The organism is Mesorhizobium sp. M1066, assembly GCF_040318635.1.
In the GTDB taxonomy this organism is placed as follows: domain Bacteria; phylum Pseudomonadota; class Alphaproteobacteria; order Rhizobiales; family Rhizobiaceae; genus Mesorhizobium.
In genome coordinates this window covers 24,035-49,094 of record NZ_JAMYMR010000011.1, presented here as the reverse complement: position 1 = coordinate 49,094, position 25,060 = coordinate 24,035, and the positions used below count along the sequence as shown (strand labels likewise).

Annotated in this window: 27 protein-coding genes and 1 pseudogene; 14 read left to right on the top strand and 14 right to left on the bottom strand. The window is 64.1% G+C overall.

What is annotated here, in order from left to right:
- Positions 1-4 precede the first annotated feature (4 nt).
- Complete coding sequence (locus tag NKH52_RS16735; protein WP_352967405.1) at positions 5-661, top strand: GntR family transcriptional regulator; 657 nt, start codon at positions 5-7, stop codon at positions 659-661.
- A gap of 8 nt (positions 662-669) precedes the next feature.
- Here NKH52_RS16735 and NKH52_RS16730 read toward each other — a convergent pair whose 3' ends face one another.
- The 5 genes from NKH52_RS16730 to NKH52_RS16710 are packed head-to-tail and all read right to left on the bottom strand — an operon-like array spanning position 670 to position 5,399.
- Entirely contained in the window at positions 670-1,974 is a 1,305-nt protein-coding gene (locus NKH52_RS16730; protein WP_352731388.1) for an NAD(P)/FAD-dependent oxidoreductase, read from the bottom strand.
- Positions 1,971-2,954: a branched-chain amino acid ABC transporter permease gene (locus tag NKH52_RS16725; RefSeq protein ID WP_164780023.1), complete on the bottom strand. Its 984-nt coding sequence runs from the start codon at positions 2,952-2,954 to the stop codon at positions 1,971-1,973. The genes NKH52_RS16730 and NKH52_RS16725 overlap by 4 nt, the downstream gene beginning before the upstream one ends.
- The gene (locus NKH52_RS16720; protein WP_023808825.1) at positions 2,951-3,859 is read right to left on the bottom strand and encodes a branched-chain amino acid ABC transporter permease; all 909 of its coding nucleotides are present in this window, start codon (positions 3,857-3,859) and stop codon (positions 2,951-2,953) included. Before NKH52_RS16720 ends, NKH52_RS16725 begins: the two co-directional genes overlap by 4 nt.
- Positions 3,856-4,605, bottom strand: coding sequence for a branched-chain amino acid ABC transporter ATP-binding protein (locus NKH52_RS16715; protein ID WP_352731385.1), 750 nt, complete (start codon positions 4,603-4,605; stop codon positions 3,856-3,858). The genes NKH52_RS16720 and NKH52_RS16715 overlap by 4 nt, the downstream gene beginning before the upstream one ends.
- Positions 4,602-5,399, bottom strand: a complete 798-nt coding sequence (locus tag NKH52_RS16710) for an ABC transporter ATP-binding protein (protein WP_352731382.1) — start codon at positions 5,397-5,399, stop codon at positions 4,602-4,604. The genes NKH52_RS16715 and NKH52_RS16710 overlap by 4 nt, the downstream gene beginning before the upstream one ends.
- A 126-nt stretch (positions 5,400-5,525) precedes the next feature.
- Between NKH52_RS16710 and NKH52_RS16705 the strand changes: the two genes are divergently transcribed.
- The 6 genes and pseudogenes from NKH52_RS16705 (at position 5,526) to NKH52_RS16680 (ending at position 9,880) form a co-directional block, all read left to right on the top strand.
- Positions 5,526-6,260, top strand: coding sequence for a GntR family transcriptional regulator (locus NKH52_RS16705; protein WP_352731380.1), 735 nt, complete (start codon positions 5,526-5,528; stop codon positions 6,258-6,260).
- Positions 6,257-6,739: a DUF3830 family protein gene (locus NKH52_RS16700; protein WP_352731378.1), complete on the top strand. Its 483-nt coding sequence runs from the start codon at positions 6,257-6,259 to the stop codon at positions 6,737-6,739. Before NKH52_RS16705 ends, NKH52_RS16700 begins: the two co-directional genes overlap by 4 nt.
- 1 nt (position 6,740) lies before the next feature.
- Positions 6,741-7,094: a TIGR04076 family protein gene (locus NKH52_RS16695; RefSeq protein ID WP_352731376.1), complete on the top strand. Its 354-nt coding sequence runs from the start codon at positions 6,741-6,743 to the stop codon at positions 7,092-7,094.
- Positions 7,091-8,146, top strand: a pseudogene (locus NKH52_RS16690) (aldo/keto reductase). The gene NKH52_RS16695 and the pseudogene NKH52_RS16690 overlap by 4 nt, the downstream one beginning before the upstream one ends.
- A complete protein-coding gene (locus tag NKH52_RS16685) occupies positions 8,143-8,571 on the top strand; it encodes a hypothetical protein (RefSeq protein ID WP_352731375.1) in 429 nt (142 codons plus the stop codon). The pseudogene NKH52_RS16690 and the gene NKH52_RS16685 overlap by 4 nt, the downstream one beginning before the upstream one ends.
- Before the next feature lie 49 nt (positions 8,572-8,620).
- Complete coding sequence (locus tag NKH52_RS16680) at positions 8,621-9,880, top strand: ABC transporter substrate-binding protein (protein ID WP_352731373.1); 1,260 nt, start codon at positions 8,621-8,623, stop codon at positions 9,878-9,880.
- Between the two features lie 92 nt (positions 9,881-9,972).
- On the opposite strand, the gene NKH52_RS16675 is transcribed toward NKH52_RS16680, so the two are convergent.
- From NKH52_RS16675 to NKH52_RS16640, 8 genes are all read right to left on the bottom strand, one after another.
- Positions 9,973-10,773 carry an ABC transporter permease gene (locus NKH52_RS16675; RefSeq protein WP_023808816.1) on the bottom strand — a complete coding sequence of 267 codons (801 nt, stop codon included), beginning with the start codon at positions 10,771-10,773 and terminating at the stop codon, positions 9,973-9,975.
- Positions 10,770-11,642: an ABC transporter permease gene (locus NKH52_RS16670; RefSeq protein ID WP_352731371.1), complete on the bottom strand. Its 873-nt coding sequence runs from the start codon at positions 11,640-11,642 to the stop codon at positions 10,770-10,772. Before NKH52_RS16670 ends, NKH52_RS16675 begins: the two co-directional genes overlap by 4 nt.
- Positions 11,639-12,742 (bottom strand): ABC transporter ATP-binding protein, encoded by a 1,104-nt coding sequence (locus tag NKH52_RS16665; RefSeq protein ID WP_352731369.1) that lies wholly within the window; start codon positions 12,740-12,742, stop codon positions 11,639-11,641. Before NKH52_RS16665 ends, NKH52_RS16670 begins: the two co-directional genes overlap by 4 nt.
- A gap of 75 nt (positions 12,743-12,817) precedes the next feature.
- Positions 12,818-13,843, bottom strand: coding sequence for an ABC transporter substrate-binding protein (locus NKH52_RS16660; RefSeq protein ID WP_056581589.1), 1,026 nt, complete (start codon positions 13,841-13,843; stop codon positions 12,818-12,820).
- A gap of 52 nt (positions 13,844-13,895) precedes the next feature.
- On the bottom strand, positions 13,896-14,894 hold the full coding sequence (gene araD1 / locus NKH52_RS16655; RefSeq protein ID WP_352731367.1) for an AraD1 family protein: 999 nt from the start codon (positions 14,892-14,894) through the stop codon (positions 13,896-13,898).
- A 32-nt stretch (positions 14,895-14,926) separates the two neighbouring features.
- Positions 14,927-15,703 (bottom strand): SDR family NAD(P)-dependent oxidoreductase, encoded by a 777-nt coding sequence (locus NKH52_RS16650; protein ID WP_352731365.1) that lies wholly within the window; start codon positions 15,701-15,703, stop codon positions 14,927-14,929.
- Between the two features lie 11 nt (positions 15,704-15,714).
- Positions 15,715-17,442 (bottom strand): IlvD/Edd family dehydratase, encoded by a 1,728-nt coding sequence (locus NKH52_RS16645; protein WP_352731362.1) that lies wholly within the window; start codon positions 17,440-17,442, stop codon positions 15,715-15,717.
- The gene (locus tag NKH52_RS16640; RefSeq protein WP_352967395.1) at positions 17,439-18,239 is read right to left on the bottom strand and encodes a FadR/GntR family transcriptional regulator; all 801 of its coding nucleotides are present in this window, start codon (positions 18,237-18,239) and stop codon (positions 17,439-17,441) included. The genes NKH52_RS16645 and NKH52_RS16640 overlap by 4 nt, the downstream gene beginning before the upstream one ends.
- A 52-nt stretch (positions 18,240-18,291) precedes the next feature.
- On the opposite strand from NKH52_RS16640, the gene NKH52_RS16635 reads away from it, so the two are divergent.
- On the top strand, positions 18,292-19,218 hold the full coding sequence (locus NKH52_RS16635) for an aldose 1-epimerase (RefSeq protein WP_352731357.1): 927 nt from the start codon (positions 18,292-18,294) through the stop codon (positions 19,216-19,218).
- An 18-nt stretch (positions 19,219-19,236) separates the two neighbouring features.
- On the opposite strand, the gene pcaQ is transcribed toward NKH52_RS16635, so the two are convergent.
- Positions 19,237-20,154, bottom strand: a complete 918-nt coding sequence (gene pcaQ / locus NKH52_RS16630; RefSeq protein ID WP_352731354.1) for a pca operon transcription factor PcaQ — start codon at positions 20,152-20,154, stop codon at positions 19,237-19,239.
- 93 nt (positions 20,155-20,247) lie between these two features.
- Between pcaQ and pcaD the strand changes: the two genes are divergently transcribed.
- Genes pcaD through pobA form a run of 6 tightly spaced genes read left to right on the top strand, consistent with a single transcriptional unit; the run spans position 20,248 to position 25,057 of the window.
- Positions 20,248-21,057 (top strand): 3-oxoadipate enol-lactonase, encoded by an 810-nt coding sequence (gene pcaD / locus NKH52_RS16625; RefSeq protein WP_352731352.1) that lies wholly within the window; start codon positions 20,248-20,250, stop codon positions 21,055-21,057.
- Positions 21,050-21,457 (top strand): 4-carboxymuconolactone decarboxylase, encoded by a 408-nt coding sequence (gene pcaC, locus NKH52_RS16620; RefSeq protein WP_352731349.1) that lies wholly within the window; start codon positions 21,050-21,052, stop codon positions 21,455-21,457. The genes pcaD and pcaC overlap by 8 nt, the downstream gene beginning before the upstream one ends.
- Positions 21,447-22,199, top strand: a complete 753-nt coding sequence (gene pcaH, locus NKH52_RS16615; protein ID WP_352731347.1) for a protocatechuate 3,4-dioxygenase subunit beta — start codon at positions 21,447-21,449, stop codon at positions 22,197-22,199. The genes pcaC and pcaH overlap by 11 nt, the downstream gene beginning before the upstream one ends.
- Positions 22,199-22,813: a protocatechuate 3,4-dioxygenase subunit alpha gene (gene pcaG / locus NKH52_RS16610; protein WP_352731344.1), complete on the top strand. Its 615-nt coding sequence runs from the start codon at positions 22,199-22,201 to the stop codon at positions 22,811-22,813. Before pcaH ends, pcaG begins: the two co-directional genes overlap by 1 nt.
- Before the next feature lie 19 nt (positions 22,814-22,832).
- Complete coding sequence (locus NKH52_RS16605; protein ID WP_352731341.1) at positions 22,833-23,885, top strand: 3-carboxy-cis,cis-muconate cycloisomerase; 1,053 nt, start codon at positions 22,833-22,835, stop codon at positions 23,883-23,885.
- Positions 23,885-25,057: a 4-hydroxybenzoate 3-monooxygenase gene (pobA, locus tag NKH52_RS16600; RefSeq protein ID WP_352731339.1), complete on the top strand. Its 1,173-nt coding sequence runs from the start codon at positions 23,885-23,887 to the stop codon at positions 25,055-25,057. Before NKH52_RS16605 ends, pobA begins: the two co-directional genes overlap by 1 nt.
- Positions 25,058-25,060 lie beyond the last annotated feature (3 nt).

Genomic DNA, 25,060 nt, shown 5'->3' with positions numbered 1-25,060 from the left:
ACGCATGCTGAAGCTCGAACATCAAACCCTGAATGACCGCGCCTATGGCGCCCTCAAGCAGGAGCTGATTTCCGGTGGTTTCAGCCCCGGGCAGACGCTGGTCATCCGCAAACTCGCCGAGACGTTCGGCATCTCGACAACACCGATCCGGGAGGCGCTGCAGAGACTTGTCGCCGAACGGCTGCTCGAGATGCAGAACAACCGCTCGGTCATCGTGCCGTTGCTGTCTGCCCCTGCCTTCGAGGAACTGACTCGCATCCGCATCGCCGTCGAGGGGCTGGCGGGCGAGATGGCGGCGACCAGGATGAGCGAAAGCGGGCTGGCTGACATCCAGGCGACCCTCGCCGGTATGCAGCGTGCCATCGAGGTCGGCGACGCCAGGGCCTATCTCTCGTTGAACGAGGCGTTCCACTTCGCCATCTACCAGCACGCCGGCGCACCGATCCTGCTCAACATGATCCGCGACCTCTGGGGGCGGGTCGGGCCCTATCTCAAGCTGCTGATGCGGGCCGATCGCTACATCCCGCAGTCCAACGACGCGCATCGCAAGATCGTCGCCGCACTGGAGCGGCGCAGCGGTCCCACTGTGCGGACTTTCATAGAAGAGGACATCGCCGTGGCGGCCGCCGTATTATCTGCAAACCTTGACGCTGCCAGGTAGCCGTCGGCCTAGCTCTTCCCGTCCAGCCGGTCGCGCAGCATGCTCCAGCCGAGCAGCATGTTGGGCGCGTGCCGCAGCACGGCGTGGAACGGGATCGGCGCAGGCGCCGCGAAGGGCAGCGGCAGGTCGCGGGCATCGGTTCCAGCAGCCCAGTCCGCCAGCACCTTGCCCATCGCTGTGGTCATCGCGATGCCGCGGCCGTTGCAGGCGCGCCCGGCGATCAGGTTGGGTCCAAGGTCGATCAGGTGCGGCAGGAAATCCGGTTCGACCGCGGCCATTCCCGACCAGCTGTAGGCAAGCGGCGGCAGATCGGGCAGATCGAGATGCCGGCCGAGCCTTCGCCAGATCGTCTGCGGTACGCGCGTATCCGCACCGGCGCCAAGGATATGCATGCCGCCGCTGATCAGCCGGTTTTCGGCGTCGAAGCGGAAGGTGAAGAGATTGCGCCTGGTGTCACCGACACCTTGCCCGCCGGGCAAGAGGCGCGCGCGGATTTCGGGCGGCAGCGGCGCCGTGGCGATCTGGAAAACCTTGAGCGGGAAATAGGTTCGCTGCAATGACGGATTGAGGGACCAGCCATAGGCGTTGGTGGCGATCAGCACCTTTGCGGCGCGCACCGATCCCGCCGGCGTTTTCAGCATCCAGCCATCGGCTGTGCGATCAACCGAGGTGACGCGCGTCTGCTCGAAGATCTTCGCGCCGGCTTTCTCCGCCGCATCGGCGAGCCCGCGCGCATAGGCGACCGGATTGAGCACGCCGCCGGAGCGATCCATCCAGCCGCCGACATAGCCTGGCACGCCCGTCAGGGCTTCGACTTCCTGCCGATCCAATGGGACTGCCGGCCGGCCAAGCTGTGCCCATTGCCCGGCACGTGACTTGACCTTCTCGAAGGCGGCAGGCGAATGCGCCGGCTGGATCCATCCGTTCTGCACGGCGTCGCAGTCGATGCCGTGCTGCCGGATCAGGCGGAAAACCAGGTCGGCGCTGCCGGCGGCGAAATCGATCAGCCTTTCGCCGCGCGAAGGTCCGAGCTGGGCCAATATGTCGCCCGGATCCATCTTGGCGAAGTTCGGCACGACGAAGCCGGCATTCCTGCCGGTCGCACCCCAGGCGATGATTTCGGCTTCGAGAACGGCGACGGAAAGTCCTTTGCCCGCGGCGTGCAGCGCGGTTGAAAGCCCGGAAAAGCCGCCGCCGACCATGGCCAGGTCGACATCGAGCCCGCCTTGCAGCGTCGGTCGCTCGCGGCGGTTGCGGCTGACGGCATGCCAGAGCGAAGCGCTATGCGTTTCCTGCCGGGGCACGGCCTTCATGACCCGGAGCTGCTCTTGGCTTGAGCGATCTTCACCCGCTTGCCGAACCATGGCCGCCGCGGCCTGTCGCCGAACAGGCCGTTGGGCCGGATCAGCAGGATGACGCAGAGCATGACGCCGATGGCGGCGATCTGCAGCGCGGCGGCGCGCGCCTGCTGTTCCGGCGGGAACAGGATGCTGGTCAACGTGCCCGATCCGGCCCATATCGCCCACACCAGGATGCTGCCGATGACGGCGCCGAGATTGCTGCCAGAGCCGCCGACGATCAGCATCACCCACACCTGGAAGGTGAGGATCGGCAGGTAATTGTCCGGCGCGATGAAGCCGGTGAAATGCGCCTGCAGCGCGCCGGCCAGCGCCATGATGGCGCCGCCCACGGCAAAGGCCTGGACGCGATAGAAACGCGCGCTCTTGCCAAGCGAGATCGCCGCCCGCTCATCCTCGCGCAGCGCCTTCAGCACGCGTCCCCAAGGACTGCGCGACAGATGCTCCAAAGCGAGATAAGCGATCAGCGTCACCACCGAGACGACGGCAAGGTTGGACAGGTTGAACAGCAGCGGTGTCTCGGCAAGGCTGCCGAAGGGGCGCGGAATGAAGCCGATGCCGAACGGACCGCCGGTCAGCTTCTGCGCGTTGAGCGCGACCAGTTGCACGACGACGGCGACGCCAAAGGTGGTGATCGCCAGATAGTCGGACCGCAGCCGCAGCGTCGCCATGCCGGTAAGCGCCGCGGCGATGCCGCCGACGACCATGGCGCCGAGCCAGCCGACAAGGATCGGGAGGCCGAAGCCGCCCAGCCGCGCGGCGTCGTCCGGTGTGGTCAGAAGCGCCGAGGTATAGGCGCCGATGGCGACGAAGCCGGCGAGGCCGACATTGAACAGGCCGGTCAGCCCCCATTGCAGATTGAGCCCCAGCGTGACCAGCGAAAAGATCAGCGCGGTGGTCAGGAAGAAGGCGCCGTAGCCGAGCAGGTCCATCAGCGTTCCCTCACACCAAATAGGCCGATAGGCCGCACGAACAGCACCGCCATCAGGATGATGAAGGAGACGGCGGCGCGCCACTCGGCTCCGATCAGCTGTACTGCACCGGCTTCGGCGAGCCCGATGATCAAGCCACCGAGCACCGCGCCAGGAATGCTGCCGATGCCGCCGAGAATGGCGGCAGCGAACATCGGCAGCAGCATGTCGAAGCCCATGAACGGGCGGATCTGCACCAGAATGCCGATCATCACTCCGGCGACGCAGGCGAGCGCCCCGCCGATGACCCAGGTGACGCGCACCACGCTGGCGACGTCGATGCCGACGATGCGGGCCAGCGCCGCGTTCTGGCTCAGGGCCTGCATCGAGCGGCCGGTCTGCGTGCGCGTCATCAACAGATGCACGCCGAGCACCAGCACGGCGGTCAACAGCAAAAGCGCGATCTGATCGGGTGTAATACGGATGCCGAAGCCGACCGGCATGGCGATCTGGATCGCCCGGCTGAAATAGGTCGGCCGCGAGGTGAAGGTGAATTCGAGCAGGCTTCTCAGCGCCATCGAGGCGCCGAAGCTCGCCATCACCACGATGATGGCCTGGCCTTGCGAGCGCAGCCGCGCGAACAGAACCTTGTCGAGCAGCAGTGCCAGCAAAGCGGTGAATGCCATGCCGATGACCAGTGCGACAATCAGCGGCCAGCCGAAGGATAGCGGCGCGATCGGTGCCACCTTGCCGACTGTCGCGCCGATGGCGCTGACGACGGCCAGCGTCGCATAGGTGCCCCAGGCCATGAAGTCGCCATGGGCAAAGTTCGAGAAGCGCAGGATCGAATAGGTGAGCGTCACGCCGATGGCGCCAAGGCCGATCATCGAACCCGTCAGCAGCCCGTCGACGACAAATTGCAGGCTCATGCCGCACCTCCTGTGTCGGCGCTACGGGGGCGTTGGCCAAGATAGAGTTCGGCAACCACCGGATCGTTCCAAAGTTCGGAGGCGACGCCCTCGTGTCGGTCCTTGCCCTCGACCAGCACATAGGCGCGGTCGCCGATGGCGAGCGCTGCCTTGGCATTCTGCTCGACCAGCAGGATGGTGACGCCGGACTTGCGGATGCCGGCCAGCATCTCGAACACCATCGAGACGAATTTCGGCGACAGGCCGGCCGACGGCTCGTCCAGCACCAGCACCTTGGGGTGGACGATCAGTGCGCGCGCAACTGCGAGCATCTGCCGCTGCCCGCCCGACAAATTGCCGGCGGCGGTGCGACGCTGGCGGACGAGGTCGGGGAAGGCCGCATACATCTCCTCGATGCGGCCGGGGATTTCGCGCCGTTCGAGGATGCCGCAGGCGACCCTGAGATTGTCTTCGACCGACATCAGCTGGAAGATGTTTTCGGTCTGCGGGACGAAGGCAAGCCCGAGCCGAACCATGGTGTGTGCCGGTGCGGAGGTGATGTCCTTGCCGTCCAGAAACACCGTGCCGCCGGTGATCGGGACGAGGCCGGCGATCGCCTTGATGAAGCTCGACTTGCCGGCGCCGTTGGGGCCGAGCACGACGACGATCTCGCCCTTGGCGACGGTGATCGAGGCGCCGCGCACGATCGGCACGCCGGGCTCGTAGCCGGCTTCGAGGTCGCGGACATCGAGAACGATCTCGTTCATGCCGCGCCTCCGAGATAGGCCTCGATGACACGCGGGTCGCGAGCGACCTCTTCGGCCGTGCCTTCGCTGAGCAGCTGGCCGCTCGCCATGACGAGGACGCGATGGCAGAGCCGCGTCACCATGTCGATGTTGTGCTCGATCAGCAGGAAGGTGATGCCGCGCGCATTGATGTCGCGGATGCGGTCGATGATGACTTCGAGCAGCGTCGCGTTGACGCCGGCCGCCGGTTCGTCGAGCAGGATGATCGCCGGGTCGGCCATCATGACGCGGGCGAGTTCGAGCAGCTTGCGCTGGCCGCCGGAAAGCACACGCGCCGGCTCGTGCGCGAGGTGGGTGAGGGTGACCAGCTGCAGCAGTTCGAGCGCCTTTGCCCTGGCGGCTCTTTCCTGAGCAGCGACGCGCCATGGCGTGACGAAGTTGGCGAGCAGCTTTTCGCCGGTCTGGCCCTGTGCGGCCAGCATGATGTTTTCGATCAACGTCAGATTGGGCAGCGGGCGCGGGATCTGGAAGGTGCGGCCAAGGCCACGGCCGATGCGCAGATGCGCGGCTTCGCCCGAGACAGGCGTGCCGTTGACAAGGATCTCGCCGCTGGTTGGCAGGATGCTGCCGGCGAGCAGATCGAACATCGTTGTCTTGCCGGCGCCGTTGGGGCCGATCAGGCCGAGGATTTCTCCGGCCTTGACGTCAAACGAGACATCGTTGACCGCGACAAGGCCACCGAACCGCCTGACGACATTTGTTGCCGTCAGAACCGGCGCGCGGGTTTCCCCTTGCCGTTTGATTGCCTCGCTCATCAAACCCTCTGGCCGAAGACGATCGTTGCCGTCTCCTGATTATGATTTGTGATCACACTTGCTTTGATCACGCTATTCGGCTTTAATTTCATCCGCAAGCCGAAAACCGGCCAAGAACGGAATTCAATGCAGAAGGCTGCCATCGAAAAGAACAACGAGGCGATCGCGGCCCAGCTTGCGCCGGTCGGCCGTGAGACGGTGCAGGATCGTGTCTATTCGGAATTGCGCCGTGCCTTGATCGGTGGCCTGTTCGAGCCGAGCCAGGTGCTGACCATCCGTGGTCTTGCCGATGCGTTGGTCACCTCGACCATGCCGGTGCGCGAGGCGCTCGGCCGGCTGATCACGGAAAAGGCGCTGGAGGCGCTGCCCAATCGTTCGGTGCGCGTGCCGCCGATCACGCTGGAACGGCTCGATGATCTCTTGCGCGCCCGCATCCTGATCGAGGGCGAGGCGATCGCGCTGGCGGCCGCCCGCATGGGGCCGCGCCAGATCGCCACCATCGAAACCATTCTCGGCGAATGGGACGAGATGCGGGCGCTGAAACACAAGAAAGACGTCGATCGCGAAGTGACGCTCAATCAGAGCTTTCATTTCGAGATCTACCGCTCCTGCGGCTCGGCCGTGCTGATCCCGATGATCGAGAGCCTGTGGCTGCAATCAGGTCCCTGCATTCGTGTCGCCATCTATGCCTTCTCGGAGGCCGGCGAGGTCGACACCGCCCAGTATCACCGCCGCATCGTCACGGCACTGTCCACGCAGGATGCGCAGTCAGCGCGCGAGTCGCTGGCCGCCGACATCAGCCGACCCTTCACCTTCCTGCGCAGTAAGCTGCGGGCCGCCGCCGCGAAAGACCAGACATGACCGCAATCAGCATCACCGAGCCGCGCTCGCAGCTTTCCGTCACGGCATTGTTGCTGCCCGAGAAGGCGCCGGAAAACGCTGCCTTTCTCTCGGCCTATCTCGGCACGCCACGCGTCGTCCCCGGCATCCATGCGATGTGGACAGGGCCGGAAATCTCCTGTCCGGTTCCATCAGCCGATCTCGAGGGCCAGACCTATGCCAGGCCGTTGCCGGCCGAGAACGCAACGCTGACGCCGCAGCCGGGCGACATCGTGCTGTCCTATGTGCCGCCGCGCATGTGGGGCGGCAACCCCAATGCGATCTTCGACATCGGCCTCTACTACGGGCAGGGCGCGCGCCTCTTGTTCCCGATAGGCTGGCTCGCCGGCAGCGTGGTGGCGCAAGTGCGCGCCGAAGAGCGCGATCAATTCGCCGCTGCTTGCGGCGTGATCCGGCGCAACGGCGCCTGCGATGTCACCTTCAGTCTGGTGGAGGCCTGAAATGGTTGACGACAGTTTCGAACTCTTCGATCTCCGCGTCGAGGCGGTCATCCCCGAGGGCAAGCCGATCTACTGCGGCGCCAAGGAAGGCGACTATTTCGAACTCAAGGGCGAGATGCTGTCGATGCCGGCAGGGCAGGGTTTTTCGATCTATTCGCTCGCCGCCGTCTTGCCTCTGCTGGCGGCCAAGCAGCGCCCAACCCACCCGAACGACTGGATGACCTCGGACGCCGAGATCGCTTGTCCCGATCCCAATTGCGCCAGCCGGCTCCGGATCGTCAGGGTGGCCAAGCGGCGGTTCAGCCATGCCGAAACCACGGCCGTGCCGCTGCCGAAGGAGACTGACCAGAGATGAGTGCCAAGACCTTCGAACTCGGCCCCGGCTATACCATCTCGCGCGTCATTCGCGGCGGTTGGCAGTTGGCCGGCGGGCACGGCGCCATCGACCGCAGCCAAGCGGTTGCCGATCTGATCGCTACCTTCGATGCCGGCATCTGGACCTATGATTGCGCCGACATCTACACCGGTGTCGAGGAACTGATCGGCGCCGCGCGTCTGCGGCTGGCCAGCGAGCGCGGCCTCGATGTCGCGGCCCGGATGAAGGTGCACACCAAGCTGGTGCCCGACCTTGAACGGCTGGCCAGCATCAGCCGCGACTATGTCAGGGGCATCGTCGATCAGTCGCTGCGGCGGCTGAAGACCGAGCGGCTCGATCTCGTGCAGTTCCATTGGTGGGACTATGCGCAGCCTCGTTATGTCGATGCGATGGGCTGGCTCGATGAACTGCGGCTGGAAGGCAAGGTGCGCAATCTCGGCACCACCAATTTCGACACGCCGCGGCTGGCCGAAATCCTCGCTGCGGGTATCCCGCTGGTCAGCCAGCAACTGCAATATTCGGTGCTCGACCAGCGGCCCGGCAACAGCCTTGCCACGCTCGCAAAACAGAACGGCGTCAGCTTCCTCTGCTATGGCTCGGTCGCCGGCGGTTTCCTCAGCGACAAATGGCTCGGCGGGGCCTAACCGGCCACGCCGCTCGAAAACCGCTCGCTGGTCAAATACAAACTGATCATCGATGATTTCGGCGGCTGGGACCTGTTCCAGTCCCTGCTTCAGGCGCTGAAGGCCGTTGGCGACCGCCACGGCGTCGACATCGCCACCGTCGCCAGCGCCTGGGTGCTCGAACAGCCGCAAGTGGCGGCCGTCATCGTTGGCGCCCGCAACCAGGCGCATGCGCTGGCCAATGCAAAGATCATGGACGTTTCGCTCGATGCCGGGGACCGGACGCGGATTGCGGCCGTCATCGTGCAAGGCACCGGCCTTGAGGGCGACGTCTACACGCTGGAGCGCGATCGTCACGGCCGTCACGGCTCGATCATGCACTACAACCTCAATGCGGGGAAGAAATGAGCGGCGAGCCCTCCCTGTTTTCACGCGCCAGCGCCGAAATCATCGACCTGCATAGCTTCTTCGTCGACTGGTTCGTTGCCCCGCGCGCCAACACGGTGGACTTCGGCCGCTTCGAACGCGCCATGGGCAAAGACCTCAGCATGGTCGCGCCGGACGGGCAGGTCCTCGATCGCGAAGCGGTTGTCGACCATGTCCGCTCAAGCCGCGCCTCTTGCGACGACGGTTTTGCTATTTCGATCGAAGACATCCGGCCCGGCTGGCAGGACGCTGATACCATCGTCGTCCTTTATGTCGAAGCGCAGCTGCGCGCAGGCAAGCACAGCCGCCGCCAGTCGAGCGCCGTCTTCACCACCAGTTCATCGGCGCCCAACGGCGTCGAATGGCGACATCTGCATGAAACCTGGCTGCAGGTGCCGGAACGCTGAAACAGGCTCCAGAGATCAAATACAGTTGAGTAACGAAAGGGGAACAACAATGACAAAGACGATACTCCAACTCACCACAGCACTTGCTCTCGTCACAATGGCGGGTGCGGCACAGGCCGCAGATTGCAAGATCACCGTCGGCCTCGTTATGGAACTGACCGGCCCGGCCGGTGAATATGGTCAGGCCGGCGCCAAGTCGGTCGAGATGGCCTTTCGCGACATGAACGGAGCCGGCGGTGTGCGCGGCTGCGATCTCGTCACCGACACGCGCGACAGCCAGAGCCAGGGCAACATAGCGGTCGACGCAGCCACCCAGTTGGTTCAGGTCAAGAAGGTGCCGGTCATCATCGGCGGCATCATCTCCTCGGTGTCGATCCCGATCCTGACCTCGGTGACGGCACCAGCCAAGATCGTCCAGGTCTCGCCGGCTTCGTCCTCGCCGACGCTGACCGCGCTCGGCCGCGACGGCAAGACCAACGGCATCTTCTTCCGCACCATCACCTCGGATGCGCTGCAGGGCGTTGTCGCCGCCAAATACGCCATCGACAAGGGCTTCAAGAAGCTGTCGATCATCCACGTCAACAACGATTTCGGCGTCAACATGGTGGCCGAATTCTCGCGCGCCTACAAAGCGCTCGGCGGCACCATCGTCTCCGACACGCCCTACAATGAAAAGCAGTCGAGCTATGCCTCGGAAGTCACGGCTGCCATGGCCGGAGAGCCCGACGGCCTTTACCTCGTCAGCACGCCGGTCGACGGCGCCACGGTCGCCCGCACCTGGATCTCGCAAGGCGGCGTGCAGAAATTCCTGCTCAATGACGGCATGAACAGCCCTGACTTCATCGAGTCCGTCGGCGCCGATTATCTGAAAGAGGCCTATGGCACGTCGTCCGGCACCAGCCCGACAGCATCGACGGAGTATTTCACCAAGAACTACAAGGAATTCTCCGGCATCGAACCGACCAATCCGGCGGCTGACCGTTCCTATGATGCTGGTGCCATCGTTGGCCTCGCCATCGCCATTGCCGGCTCCGAGGATCCGGCCAAGATCAAGGACGCGATGTACAAGGCCGTCGATCCGGCCGGCACGCCGATCTTTGCCGGCAAGGAAGAGTTCGCCAAGGCGCTCGGCCTGATCAAGGACGGCAAGCCGATCCGTTACGAAGGCGTCATCGGCCCGGTCGCCTTCGACAAATATGGCGACATCACCGGCCCATTCCGGCTGTGGAAGATCGTCGACGGCAAGGTGGCGACCGACGGCGAAATGACCACCGACGATGTCAACGCCCTGCAAGCCAAGCTTCAGTAAGCATCATTCCGTTTGTCCGGCATCGATTGTGTCAGCGTCGATGCCGGACCAAGAAATATGGCTGCTTCATTGCGACGCTCTTGCCCGGCACCTCAGGTCCGTTCCGTCGCGACCTGCCTGGGGATGAGAAAGCGGGCGGCGAGCACGCAGAGCAGCACGGTGAACATCAGGATCAGCGCCACCAGCGCATTGATGTCGGGTGAGAAGCCAAGCCGCATCATTGCCCACAGCCTGACCGGCAGCGTGCTCTGGGTACCTGTGACCAGGATCGTGATCATGGTCTCGTCGAACGACAGCGCGAAGGCCAGGATGGCGCCGCCGACCATGGCGCTCGACAGGTTCGGCAGGATGATGCGCCAAAAGGTCTGCCATCCTGTGGCACCGAGATCGTAGGACGCTTCGACCAGCGTGCGGCTCATCGACTGCAGCCGCATCAGCACCGTGCGGTAGACGATCGCCAGCACGAAAACCGTATGCCCGATGACGACCGTCAAAAGCGAGCGTTCGAGGCCGATTTCGCGGAAGAAGATCAGCAGCGCCAGGCCGCTGATGATCGGTGGCATCAGGAACGGCAGGAAGATGATGAACTGCAGCACCGAGCGTCCGGAACGGCGCCCGTGATAATAGAGCGCCAGCAGCGTTCCGCTGACCACCGACAGGATAACGGTGCAGACGCCGACGATCAGCGTGGTGCGCAAGGCGACCAATATGTCGTGGTTTTCAGCCAGCGCCACATAGGTCGACAGGGTCGGCGCCGACCAGTCGACGGAGCCATGCGAAATGGTGAAGAACGACGACACGATCGGCACGAACAGCGGGCTGTAGAGCAGGACCGCAACCAGTGTCGTGATCGCGGCCAGAAAGATCGTGGACAGTCGGGGCAGGGCGCTCATACCGAAGTCCCCCGGTTGCGGCCAAAGCGTTCGCCGACGAGGATTGCGGCGATCACCACGACGGCCAGCGCCACCGACAGCGCCGCGCCGAACGGCCAGTTATAGGCCGTGCCGAACTGGCTGTAGAGGATGCGGCCGAAGGTGAAGCCGCTGATGCCGCCGACCATTTGCGGCGTCAGGAAATCGCCGATCGCCAGCACGAAGACGAAGCTCGCCGCCGAAGCGACGCCGGGCAGGCTGAGCGGCAAGGTGATGCGCAGGAAGGTCTGCAAGCCGCTCGCGCCGAGATCGTCGGAGGCGCGCAGCAGCACCTGCGGAATCCGCTCCAGCGACAGGAAGATCGGCAGGATGGCGAAGGGGATCAAGAGCAGGGTCAGCGTCAAAAGGATGGCATTCATGTTGAACACGAAAAGCGTCGACGGTTCCTGCAGGATACCGAGCGCCACCAGTGCCTTGTTGAGGAAGCCGTTGAGGCCGAGGATGCTGCGGATCGCATAGATCTTGATGACGTAGCTCATCAGCAGCGGCACCAGCAGCAGCATCAGCAAGGCATAGCGCCAGCGGCCTTTCAGTGTCGTCAGGAAATAGGCGGCGGGATAGGCGAGCAGGATGCAGATGATGGCAACCGACACGCACAGCACGATGGTGTTCCAGAACACCGGGAGAAAGACCGGATCGGTGAAGAACCTGACATAGTTGCCCAGGGATAACCCGTAGACGATGGTGCCCTGGTCGACACTGTAGAAGCTGTAGCCGAGGAAGATCGCCAGCGGCACCAGGACGAAGACCACCGGCAAGGCAAACGCCAGCACTGTCACCAGCAGCGACAGCCGTCTTTCCGCATGCTGTGTCGATCCGGCTTCGCTCATGCCAGCACCAGATGGCCTTCATGCGGCGCAAACGAAAGCGATACGGTCTCGCCGGATTTGAGCGCACTGCCGTCGACCCGGCTCGGCACACGCAGCCGCAAGCGTTGCGCGGCATTGTCGGCACCGGCCATAATGGTGGCGACGGTCGACGAGCCGGCAAAGGCCAGATCGGAGATCGTGCCGGAAAAACGGTTGTCGGTGTCCTTTGCATCCGCAAGATGCAAAGCCTCGGGGCGGAATGCGGCGTAGGCGCTGGCGCCTTCCGCCGCGGCCTTCAGATGCGGCTGGTTGCTGATCGAGCAGACCAGGCGCCCGAGCGCCGTCTCGATCGATCGCAGCTCGCCCTGGACGGCCCCAAGTTTTCCGGCCACCAGATTGTTCTCGCCGAAGAAGCGCGCGACGAATTCGCAATTCGGTCTGTAGTAAAGGTCGTGCGGCGTGCCGAGCTGGCGGATATGGCCGGCCTCCATGACGCAGATCCGATCGGCCATGCCGATGGCTTCCTCCTGGTCATGGGTGACGAACAGGAAGGTGGTCTTGATTTCGCGCTGGATGGACTTCAGGAAGACTTGCATCTGCCGGCGCAGTTCGAGGTCGAGCGCCGCCAGCGGCTCATCGAGCAGGATCAGGCGCGGCTGGCAGATCAGTGCACGAGCGAGCGCGACACGCTGGCGCTGGCCGCCGGAGAGCTGCGCGGGAAAGCGGTCGGCGAAACGCCCAAGCTGGACGAGCTCCAGCGCCTCCGCGACACGGCGCGCGATTTCCTTGCGCTGGATATGGCGAACCGAAAGCCCGTAGCCGACATTGCCGGAAACGGTCAGGTGCGGGAACAGCGCATAGTCCTGGAACACGGTGTTGAACGGCCGCCGGTTGATCGGCATGCGGCTGATGTCCTGGCCGTCCAGACGGATCTCGCCTGACGTCAGCGGTTCCAGTCCGCCGATCAGCCGCAACACCGTGGTCTTGCCGGAGCCCGAAGGCCCGAGCACGGTGAGGAACTCACCGTCCTTGATCGACAGGTCGATGTCGTGCAGCACGGGGACCGTGCCGTAGGATTTCGAGACGGACCGCAGCGTCAAGAGGTCGGTGTTCTGGTTCATGAAATACTCTCGCATACGCTTCGGCGGTCCGGAACTCCGGACCGCCGGGTCCTTCGAAGGCATGGAGCGGAAAGATCAGGGCGTCGCCTTGACCTCGTTCCACATGTCCGAACGCTTGAGCGGGTCCTCGACATTGTTGAGCCAGACCAGCTTGTCGTTGCCGCCGGCGCTGCCGGTTTCCGTCACCGTGTTGCCGAAGCCGGTGCGCTCGGAAAGCTCGCCGCCGACCTTCTTGCTCAGCATGAAGTCGATCCATTTCTCGGCCGCCGCATTGTCGCGGACGCCCTTGGAAATGACCCAGTTGTCGAGCCAGGCAAGCGCGCCTTCGCTTGGATTGACGTAGGCGACATGGGCGCCGATCTTCTGCAGCGCCTTGACCTGCTGCTGGCCGTAATTGGCCCAGATCAGGGCCACGTCATTGTTCTGGTAGATCTGCTGCGCCTCGTCGGCGGTGGTGTAGAAGCTCAGCACGTTGCGCTTGAGTTCGACCAGCTTGGCTTTGACTGCAGCCATCTGCTCTTCGTTGAGGTTGAACGGATCCTTGTAGCCGAGCGTCAGCGCCGTGAACGAGAAATTGTGCTCGCCATTGTCGTAGGCCAGAACCTTGCCCTTGTAGGCCGGGTCCCACAGAACCGACATCGAGGTCGGCGCCGGCTTGACCTTGTCGGTGTCGTAGATCAGGCCGATGGAGTCGAAGCAGAACGGAATGCCGTAGACCTTGCCGTCCTTGGTCACGCCGCTGACCGCCGTCAGGTCGCGGAAGCGCGGCAGCACTTCTTTCTGGTTGGCGAGCTTCGTGACGTCGATCGGCGACACCAGGTCGGCCTTGATGTAGCGCTGCAACTGGGCGGTGTTGACGGCGAAGACGTCGAAGTCCTGGCCTTCGCTGCCCTTGATCTTGGCCCAGATCTCGTCGTCGCTGCCGATGAAGACGACATCGACGCCGATGCCGGTCGCGGCGGTGAAGTCCTTGACCCAGTCGGCATCGGCGTAGCCGTCCCAGGCCAGTACCCGCAGATTCGCGGCGAGTGCCGCCGATGTCATCAGGCCGATGCCGAGCCCGATTGTCGCCATTCTTAGAAACAGTTTTTTCAGTCCCATTTTCAATCTCCCATTGTCATTCTGGTGGACCGCAGTTTCCGGACTTTTGCCGTCACAGCTGGGTAACAGCGACCAGTCCCTCGTCCGGCACCGACACCATCCGGTTGCGCAGTGGCTTGCCGAATGTCTGTGCCTGGATTTCATACTCGTCGCCGGAAGCCGTCTTGACGCCGGAGGCGTAGCTCATCACCGCGGCGCCGAAGAAATAGGCATGCAGGTCGCCCGCCCTGCGGTGCATCGGGTAGCGGAAATGGAAGTGTTCGAGATTGGCGATCGAGTGCGACATGTGCGCTTCGCCCGACAGGAACTCCTGCTCCCAGATGACAGTGCCGTCGCGCAGGATGCGGGAATGACCGCGCACTTCGTCGGGCAGGTCGCCGACCAAAAGCTCCGGTCCGATCGAGCAGGAGCGAAGCTTGGAATGGGCGAGGTAGAGATAATTCTCGGCCTCCGTCACATGATCGGAATATTCGTTGCCCAGCGCATAGCCGATGCGGTAGGGGCGGCCGTCCGGCCCATTGAGATAGAGGCCGACGATCTCGGCTTCCTCGGCCCCGGCGCGTGCGAAGGCCGGCAACGGCAGCGGCGCACCGGGCGGCACAACACAGGTGCCGACGCCCTTGAAGAACCATTCGGGCTGGATGCCAATCTGCCCTGCGGCGGGCTTGCCGCCTTCCAGGCCCATGCGGAAGATCTTCAGCGAATCCGATTCCTCGGCATCCTCGCCATGAGTCAGCACATGCATCTTGTCGCGTGCGGCGGCACTTCCGGTATGGGTCAGGCCGGTGCCGGTGACTAGGAAGCGCGCCGGTTCCGGATGATCGACCGGAGCGAGCAGCCGGCCATCGCGCAACAACTGGTCGTAGTCGATCGTCGCGCTGCCCGTCTGCTTCTCGACCAGCGCTGCGATCGACGTGCCCTGGGCGATTGCCGCTTCGGCCAGCTCCAGCACGCTGCTGGTCTTTTCGAGCGGGTGCAGATGATTGCCGTCATCCGAGACACGGCCAACCCGTCTGCTGCCGTCGGCCATTTTGAACTGTACAAGACGCATGAACTAACCTTCTTCCTTTGAAGCCGTACGGGTCACACCCAGCCCGCATCGACGATGAACTGCTGGCTTGTGCACATGCGGCTGTCGTCGGCGGCGAGGAACAGCGCCATGCGCGCGATATCGGAGGGTTGCAGCCGGTCGGGCAGGCATTGCCTTTCCTTGATCTGACGTTCGCCGGCCGGGTTCAGCCACAGGCGCATCTGGCGCTCGGTCATCACCCAGCCCGGCACCATGCAGTTGACGCGGATGCGCTCCGGGCCGAGTTCGCGGGCCAGCGCCCGCGTCATGCCGTAAACAGCGGCTTTCGCGGTGACATAGGCTGGGCAATCCGGATCGCCGACCATCCAGGTGATGGAGCCGAAATTGATGATCGAGCCGCCGCCCAGCGTGCTCATCTGCGGACGCACCGCCTGCGCCGCGAAGAACTGGTGGCGCAGATTGACCGCCATGCGGTCGTCCCAGTAGGCAACCGTCACGTCCTTGGTCTGGTGGCGGTCGTCATTGCCGGCATTGTTGCACAGCGCCTGGATAGGGCCATTGTGCTGCATCGCCTGCACGGTTGCCGCCTGCAACTCTTCGACGTTGCGCAGGTCGCAGGGAATGAACAGCGGCGCGGCATGTCCTTCGGCCGCGATCGCGTCGACCAGACGCCGTGAAGGCTCCTCGGCCATGTCGACGAAGGCGACGCGGCTGCCTTGCGCGCAGAAATGGCGCACCAGGCTTTCGCCGATGCCGCTGCCGCCACCGGTGATGAACACGCTGCGGCCCTTGAGGCTTGGATAGATCGCGTAGCCGATTTCATCCGTCATCGCGCGCCCCTCTAGTGCGAATGCCGAGGAATGCCGGCATCGCGCCGGCCGACGAGAAAGTCGAAATCGCAGCCCTTGTCGGCCTGCAGAACGCGCTCGACATAGAGGCTCTGGTAGCCGCCTTCAGGCGGCGCCGGCGGCTTCCAGTCACGCCGGCGGATTGCGAGTTCCTCGTCCGACACCAAAAGCTCCAGCCGGCGGCCGGCGACATCGAGCTCGATGAGGTCACCGTCGCGCACCAGCGCCAGCGCGCCGCCTGCGGCTGCTTCCGGTGCCACATGCAGCACCACTGTGCCGTAGGCCGTGCCGCTCATGCGCGCGTCCGAAATGCGCACCATGTCGGAGACGCCCTGCTTGAGCAGTTTCGCCGGCAGCGGCATGTTGCCGACCTCGGCCATTCCGGGATAACCGCGCGGCCCGCAGTTCTTCAGCACCATCACCGAGGAGGCGTCGATGTCCAGCTCCGGATCGTCGATACGCGCGTAGTAGTGTTCGATGTTCTCGAACACCACCGCCTTGCCGCGATGCTGCATCAGCGCCGGCGTTGCCGCCGACGGCTTGATGACCGCCCCGTCAGGCGCCAAATTGCCACGCAGGATCGAGATGCCACCCTCCTTGGTCAGCGGCTCGCTCATTGGGCGGATCACCTCGCTGTTGTAGTTGGGCGCGCCGTCGATCAATTCACCAATGGTCTTGGCGCTGACGGTCATGGCATCGCGATGAAGAAGCCCCACTTCATCAAGCGACGCCATGACCGCAGCTAGCCCCCCGGCGTAGTAGAAATCTTCCATCAGGAACCGGCCCGACGGCATCAGGTCGACAATGGTTGGAACGCCGCGGCCAAGGCGATCCCAGTCCTCGAGGCTGAGATCGACACCGACCCGGTTGGCGATGGCGATCAGATGCAGCACCGCGTTGGTCGAGCCGCCGATCGCGCCGTTGACGCGAATGGCGTTCTCGAACGCTTGCCTGGTGAGGATCTGCGCGATCGTCACGTCCCTACGGACCAGATCGACGATCTGGCGTCCGGCCATCTGGGCGAGCACGCCACGGCGCGAATCCACAGCCGGGATCGCGGCATTGTCCGGCATGCCGATGCCGAGCGCTTCGACCATGCTGGCCATGGTCGAGGCTGTTCCCATCGTCATGCAGCTGCCCGCCGAACGGCTCTGGCCTTGTTCGGCGGCGAGGAAGTCGGCGACCGGCATGCGGCCGGCCTTCACTTCCTCGGCGAATTTCCAGACATGCGTACCCGAGCCGATATCCTGTCCGCGGAACTTGCCGTTGAGCATCGGCCCACCGGAAACGGCAATGGTCGGCAGATTGCACGACGCAGCGCCCATCAGCAGTGCTGGCGTGGTCTTGTCGCAGCCGACCAACAGGATGACGCCGTCGATCGGATTGCCGCGGATGGACTCTTCGACATCCATGCTGACCAGATTGCGAAACAGCATGGCGGTGGGGCGCATGTTGCTCTCGCCCAGCGACATCACCGGGAATTCGAGCGGCAGGCCGCCGGCTTCATAGACGCCGCGCTTGACGTGGTCGGCCAGCGCCCGCAGGTGCGCGTTGCACGGGGTCAGTTCCGACCATGTGTTGCAGATGCCGATCACCGGGCGGCCGTCGAAAGCGTCGGCGGGGATGCCCTGGTTCTTCATCCAGCTGCGGTGCATGAAGGCATTCTTGCCTTCACCGCCGAACCAGGCCTCGGACCGCAGCTTGCGTTTGGTGTCGGTCACGATGTCTGTTCCCGATCCTGGCGGCGCTTGTTGCGGTTCTCGACGCTGCGGCGCACATCTTCCTCGGCATTGTCGATGAGCACCAGCAGCGCTTTTTGCGCACCTGTCGCATCGCCGGATGCAATCTTCTCCGCCACTTCCCGATGCAGCGGCAAAGAGTGGCGCTGCCCTTCAGGATTGTCGTTGGAGAGGCGAAAACTCATCACCAATGCGGTTTCGACCAGTGCGGCCAGCGAGCCGATCAGCTCGTTGCCGGTCATGCGCAGGATGGTCTGGTGGAACAGGAGGTCAGGTTTTGCGAAGCGGTCGCCGTCGTCGACAACGGCTTCCATTTCGGCCAGAGCGGCATTGATTTCGGCAATCTGCGCCGGCGTGGCGCGCTGGGCGGCGAGCGCGGCCGACATCGGCTCGATCGCCCGCCGCAGCTCAAACAGCGCCCGGACATCCTCGGCGCTGACACCACTGGCATAGCGCCATGACAGGACATCCGGATCGAGGAAATTCCAGTCGGAACGGGGACGCACCCTTGTGCCGGTCTTCGGCCGCGATTCGACCAGCCCCTTGCCGGCCAGAACCTTGATCGCCTCGCGCAGCACCGTGCGGCTGACCCCCAGCATCTCACTGGAATCGTCGGCATTGGGCAGCGCCTCGCCGGGCAGGAAATCGCCTTGCACGATGCGCAATCCGATCTGCTCGACGACAGTCGCATGCAGAGCGGTGGAACCGCTGGAAACCGCCACCGCGATCCTCGACGTGCGCGCCGTGCTGAAAGATTTCTTATTCTTCATACTATTCATATGATATGTCTTATAGGCGTTGCGATTGGAGTCAAGTGATGGGGGAGTGCCGATGACAAAGAATTCCGCTGCCGTTGCCGAGCAGCACCAAGAGCTGGTCTCGATCAGCGATGGCATTGCAACTGTGGAGATTGCCCCGGCCGCCGGCGGCGCGCTGGCGTCGTATCGCTGGCGGCAAAACGGTTCCGTGGTGGATTGGCTGCGCCCTGCGGATCAGGCGGCGATCGACAGCCGCGATGCCGGCGCCATGGCCTGCTTCCCGCTGGTTCCCTATTCCAATCGCATAAGGGGCGGCCGGTTCGCATTCGCGGGCCGCACCGTCGAACTGCCGACAGGGCCTGACGATCCGCACCATGAGCACGGCCATGGCTGGCGTCGGCAATGGACAGTCGTGCGGCACGAAGCCAGCACCACCGTCCTATCCTATCGTCATGCCGCCGATTCCTGGCCATGGAGCTATGAAGCAAGGCAAGCGATCTCGCTGGCCGATGGCGGGCTGGTCATCGCCATCTCGCTGCGCAACCTGTCGGACACGCCGATGCCGGCAGGCTTTGGGCTGCATCCCTATTTCCCGTCGACGCCGTGGACGCATGTCCAGGCGCGGGTGTCCGGCATGTGGGAGACCGATGCGGAAATCCTGCCCATCCGGCACGTCCTGCCGCCCGCTGGCGCCAACCCGACCACGGGCTTCGACGTGTCGGAGACGGACTTCGACACGGTTTTCACCGGATGGGAGCGCCGCGCCCGGATCTCCTGGCCGGAGCGTGGACGGCAACTGGACATCGAGGCCGAGGCGCCGCTGGATTTCCTCGTCCTCTATACGCCGCCCGGTGAGCCGTTCTTCTGCGCCGAGCCGGTCAGCAACATCACCGATGCCTTCAATCGCAGGGACGCTGGCATCGACACTGGCTGCATGGTATTGGTACCCGGGCAGATGCGATCCGCATGCGTTCGCTTCACGCCTTCGCAGGCGGCCTGATCGCCAATCTGAGCCGCATCAACTGCTTTGCCTTGCCGCTTCGCGGATGGTCTGCAGCAGGATGGAGAAGGCCGGCGAGGGGGCCGTGTCGGTGCGCATGGTCAGGCCGACCGGTCCCTTGGTTTCCTCGGTGTTGACCGGCAAGGCGACGAAGGCGCCGCTGCCGAGTTCGTTGGCAACGACGCCAGCCGAAATGATCCAGACGGCATTGCTCTGCCGCAGGAAGGCGCGGCCGAAGGAGTCCGAGACGGTTTCGATCTCGGTTGCCGGCGCCTTCATGCCGTTGGTGATGAACAGGCGGTCGACGAAGGGGCGGATGACGGATTCCCGTGTCGGCATCAGCATCGGGAATTCATCGAGCCGTGCGAACACATCCTGTCCCGGGTCAAGCAGCGGATGTCCCGCCCGCACCACGAACAGCACCGGTTCGGAATAGAGGTGCTCGAAGAAGAAGCCGGTCATGTTTTCCGGCGCCGCCAGCCGTCCGACGACGAGATCGAGCGCGCCGGTGCGCAACTGTTCGAGCAGCACCGCATTCTCGCCGGTGACGATCTTGATCGCCGCACCGGTGCCCTCTTTGAGGAACAGGCTCATGGCAAGCGGCATCACCCGGGCCGACACCGTCGGCAGCGCGCCGATGCGGATCGGGTGGCGATTGATTGCCCCGTCCTGGCGGACGGAATCGACGCCGCGCTTCAATGCTGTGATCGCAGTACCCGCATGGCCAAGGAAGATTTCGCCCAGCCGTGTCACCCTGATACCGCGGCCATCGCGTTCGACCACCGCCACACCCAGCGCCTCTTCCAGTTCGCGCAGTGTCTTGGTCACCGCTGGCGGACTGACATGCAGGAAGTCGGCCGCCCTGGCCACGCTTCCCTGCCGTGCGACCTCCAGAAATGCCTGCAGGTGACGGAAGCGGATGCGGCTCTCGGCCATGGATTTGATAACCCCTGAGTTAATGAAATGGCGCAAAATATCATTTTACCGAACCAAACGCCTTGTGCAATGTGGAGGCGGAGGACCAAAACCGTGCCATTCGTCACCATCGGCGGCATCACGCTGCACCATCGCCACACCAAGGCGGCCGGCAATGCGCGCCCGATCATATTCATCAATTCACTGGGCACCGACTTCCGGATCTGGGACGAAATTGTCTCGGCGCTCGATGGTGAAATGCCGCTGCTGGTCTATGACAAGCGCGGCCATGGGCTGTCCGATATCGGCGACATCAGGTCGATCGACGATCATGTCGATGATCTTTCGGCGCTCATCGATCATTTCGGCTTGAGCAAGGTCGTGCTGTGCGGCCTGTCGGTCGGCGGCATGATCGCTCAGGGGCTTTATGCCAGACGCCCCGATATCATAGAGGCCATGATCCTTTGCGACACGGCACACAAGATCGGCACGACGGACAGCTGGAATACACGCATCACGACGGTCGAAAGCAAGGGCATCCAAGCGATTGCCGATGGCGTGCTCAAAGTATGGTTCACCGCCGCCTTCCACGCGGCGCGTGTGGCCGAGCTCGACGGCTATTGGAACATGATGACGAGGCAAGCGCTTGCAGGTTACGTCGGCACTTGCGCGGCCGTTCGCGATGCGGATTTCACCGACAGCGCGCGCCACATCGCGGTACCGACGCTCTGCGTCGCCGGCGATCAGGATGGCTCGACGCCTCCCGATCTCGTCCGCTCGCTGGCTGCGCTGATCCCCGGCGCGCGCTTCGAGATCATCCGCGATGCCGGGCACATTCCTTGCGTCGAACAGCCTGAGGCGCTCACCGCTCTGATTCGCAGTTTTATCGCATCGCTTGCCCCTGGAGCAGAAACCCATGGATGAAGTCCCCGGCAACGCAGCCAGATATCGCACCGGCCTTGCGGTGCGGCGCTCGGTGCTCGGCGACCGCCATGTCGACCGGGCCGAAATCGCCGCCACCGATTTCGACCAGCCGTTCCAGGAGCTGATTACCGAGGCGGCCTGGGGGACGGTGTGGGCACGGCCGGGCTTCACCAAGCGTGAGCGTTCGATCGTCACGCTGGCGCTGCTGGCCGCACTCGGCCATGATGAGGAGATCGCCATGCATGTGCGCGCCACCGTCAACACCGGTGCGTCGCGCGACGATATCTGCGAGGCGTTCCTGCATGTCGCCATCTATGCCGGCGTGCCGGCCGCCAACCGTGCCTTCAGAATAGCCAAGGACGTGTTTTCGGAAATGGACGGAGCCAGGAATGCCCGCTGAGTCCGGCTCGACGAGGCCCGAGACCGGCGCCTTCTTCCGGCGCGATCGGACCTGGCATCCGCCGGCTCTGACGCCGAATTATAAGACCTCGATGCTGCGCTCGCCGCAAAAAGCCCCCCTCGTCTTCGACAACACGCTGTCGGAGATTGCAGGCCCCGTTTTCGGCCACGCAATATTGGGCGAACTTGACGCCGACCTGATCCACAATTTCGCCAGGCCCGGCGAGAGCGCGCTCGGCGAGCGGATTATCGTCCATGGCCGAGTGCTCGACGAGCGAGGCGTTGGCGTGCCCGGCGCGCTGCTCGAATTCTGGCAGGCCAATGCCGGCGGCCGCTATCGCCACAAGAAGGATGGCTATCTGGCGCCGCTCGACCCGAATTTTGGCGGCTGCGGCCGAGCCCTCACCACCGAGGACGGCGGCTATGCGTTTCGCACCGTCAAGCCTGGACCCTATCCCTGGCCGAATGGGCCGAACGACTGGCGCCCCTCGCACATCCATTTCTCGGTCTTTGGCCATGGCTTCGCGCAGCGGCTGATCACACAGATGTATTTCGAGGGCGACCCGCTGATCTGGCAATGCCCGATCGTGCGCGGCATCCCCGACAAGGCGGCCATCGAAACGCTCATCGCTATACTCGACATGCAAGCGACGATCCCCTTCGACGCGCGCGCCTACAAGTTCGACATCGTGCTGCGCGGCCGCCGCGCGTCGCTGTTCGAAAACAGGCTGGAGGGCAATTGATGGCCCAGTCGCTCGACCGGCTCAGGGAAAGCCCCTCGCAGACCGCCGGACCCTACGTCCATATCGGGTTGACGCCCAATTTCTGCGGCATCGGCGGCGTCTATCCCAATGATCTCGGCGCCACCATGGTCAACGACAGGACCAAGGGCGAGCGCATCGGTCTCGAAATCCGGGTGCTTGACGGCACCGGCACGCCGCTCAAGGACGCGCTGATCGAGATCTGGCAAGCGGATGCGGATGGGCTCTACAATTCGCCGGCCGAACTGCGTGGTGCTGCCGATCCGAATTTCTTCGGCTGGGGCCGTTGCCCGACCGATATGGACACCGGCCTCTGCACGTTCGAGACGGTCAAGCCGGGTCGCGTGCCGTTCCGGGACGGCCGCCTGATGGCGCCGCACATCACGCTCTGGATTGTCGCCCGCGGCATCAATCTCGGCCTGCACACAAGGCTGTATTTCTCCGACGAGGAAAAGGCCAATGCCGAAGATCCGATCCTCGCGCGTATCGAGCACCGCGTTCGCGTGCCGACGCTGATCGCCGAGCGCCAAGGCGATATGTATGTCTTCGACGTCCATCTCCAGGGGGAGAAGGAAACGGTCTTCTTCGATAGCTGATGCTCAGGAGGCCTGTGACATGACTGTATCGCCTTTCGACCATCCGCTGCTCTCCGCTCTTCTCGGCGACGAAGAAGCGGCGAGGCATTTTTCCGTTGAGGCGGAAATCGAGGCCATGCTGATCTTTGAACAGGCGCTGTCGCAAGCGGAGGCCGATAACGGGATAATTCCCAAGGATGCCGGGGCAGCGATCGTGGCGGCGCTTGGCACCTTCCGGCCGGACACGGCTCTGCTGCGAGCCGGGGTCGCCAAGGACGGCGTCATGGTGCCGGAGCTGGTGCGCCAGATCAGGGCTGCGGTCGGCGAACCGCATGGCCGGAAAGTGCATTTCGGTGCGACCAGCCAGGATGTGATCGACACCGGCCTGATGCTTCGGCTGAAATCCGTCGTCGAGCATCTCGATCTGCTGTTGACTGAAACCGTCATACGCCTCGCTTCGCTCAAAGAGCGTTTTGGCGGCAGGGCGCTGACCGGGATGACGCGCATGCAGAAGGCGCTTCCGATCAAAGTGGCCGATCGCGTCACGGCGTGGCGGGCGCCGCTGCAACGGCATCAGGAGAGGCTATCCGAGCAGTCCAGGCGTCTGCTGGTGGTGCAATTCGGCGGTGCCGCCGGCACGCTGGAAAAGCTTGATGACAAGGGGCCGGCGGTGCGCGCGGCACTTGCCGCCAGGCTTGGTCTTGGCGACGCACCGCAGTGGCACAGCCAGCGTGACGCGCTCGCCGACTTTGCCGGCCTGATGTCATTGGTATCAGGCAGCCTCGGCAAATTCGGCCAGGACATCGCGCTGCTGGCGCAAGATGGAACCGAGATCGAGCTTTCCGGTGGCGGCGGCTCGTCGGCCATGCCGCACAAGAAGAACCCGGTGAAGGCCGAAGCGCTGGTGGCGCTTGCCCGCTTCAACGCCACGCAGCTTGCCGGCATGCATCAGGCGCTCGTGCATGAGCAGGAGCGGTCGGGCGCTGCCTGGACGCTGGAGTGGCTGCTGCTGCCGCAAATGGCCGTCGCCACAGCCGCGTCGCTGCGCCTTGCCGCCGAACTGGCCGCACAGGTCGAAAGTCTCGGCCTCTGATGCGCACGCAAATCGTCGTCATCGGGTCCGGGCCGTCCGGGCTGCTGCTTGGGCAACTGCTGGCCGGCATCGGCGTCGAGACGGTCATTCTGGAACGTGCGAGCCGCGAGCACGTGCTTGGCCGCGTGCGGGCAGGGGTGCTCGAACAGGGCACCGTCGAATTGCTGGAACAGGCCGGCGCGGCGGCAAGGCTGCATGCCGAAGGGCTGCCGCATACTGGCATCTCGCTCGCCTTCGACGGACGCTTGCATCGCATCGACCTCGAGGCGCTGACCGACGGCAGGCATGTCACCGTCTATGGCCAGACCGAGGTGACGCACGATTTGATGGACAAGCGCGACGCGGCAGGGCTGACCACGATCTACGAGGCGGCAGATGTCGCTCTGCACGATTTCGACGGCACCGCGCCTTTCGCCTCCTATGACAAGGACGGCGTCACGCATCGCATCGACTGCGACTTCGTTGCCGGCTGCGACGGCTATCATGGCGTCAGCCGCAAATCGGTGCCCGAGCGTGCGCTAAAAATCTTCGAGCGGCGGTATCCGTTCGGCTGGCTCGGCGTGCTGGCCGAGGTGCCGCCAGCCGACCGCGAACTGGTCTACGCCAATCACGAGCGGGGTTTTGCGCTGTGCTCGATGCGCTCGACGCATCGCAGCCGCTACTATGTGCAGTGCCCGCAGGACGATCGCGTGGAGGCGTGGTCGGATGAGCGCTTCTGGGACGAGTTGCGCCGCCGCTTGCCGGAGCAGACGGCGGCAAATGTCGTCACTGGACCGTCCTTCGAGAAATCGATCGCGCCGCTGCGCTCCTTCGTTGCCGAGCCGCTGCGCTTCGGCCGGCTCTTCCTGGTCGGTGATGCCGCCCACATCGTGCCGCCGACCGGCGCCAAGGGCCTCAACCTCGCCGCCAGCGACGTGCGCTATCTCTTTGCCGGCCTGCACGATTTCTATCGCGACAAGTCAACGGCCGGCATCGACGCCTATTCAGGCAAGGCTCTGGCACGGGTCTGGAAAGCGGTGCGTTTCTCCTGGTGGATGACGACGATGCTGCACCGCTTTCCAGACACCGGCGAGTTCGGCCAGCGCATCCAGGAGGCCGAACTCGACTACCTCGTGCAGTCACGTGCCGCATCGACCGCGCTCGCCGAGAACTATGTCGGCCTGCCGTACTGAGGG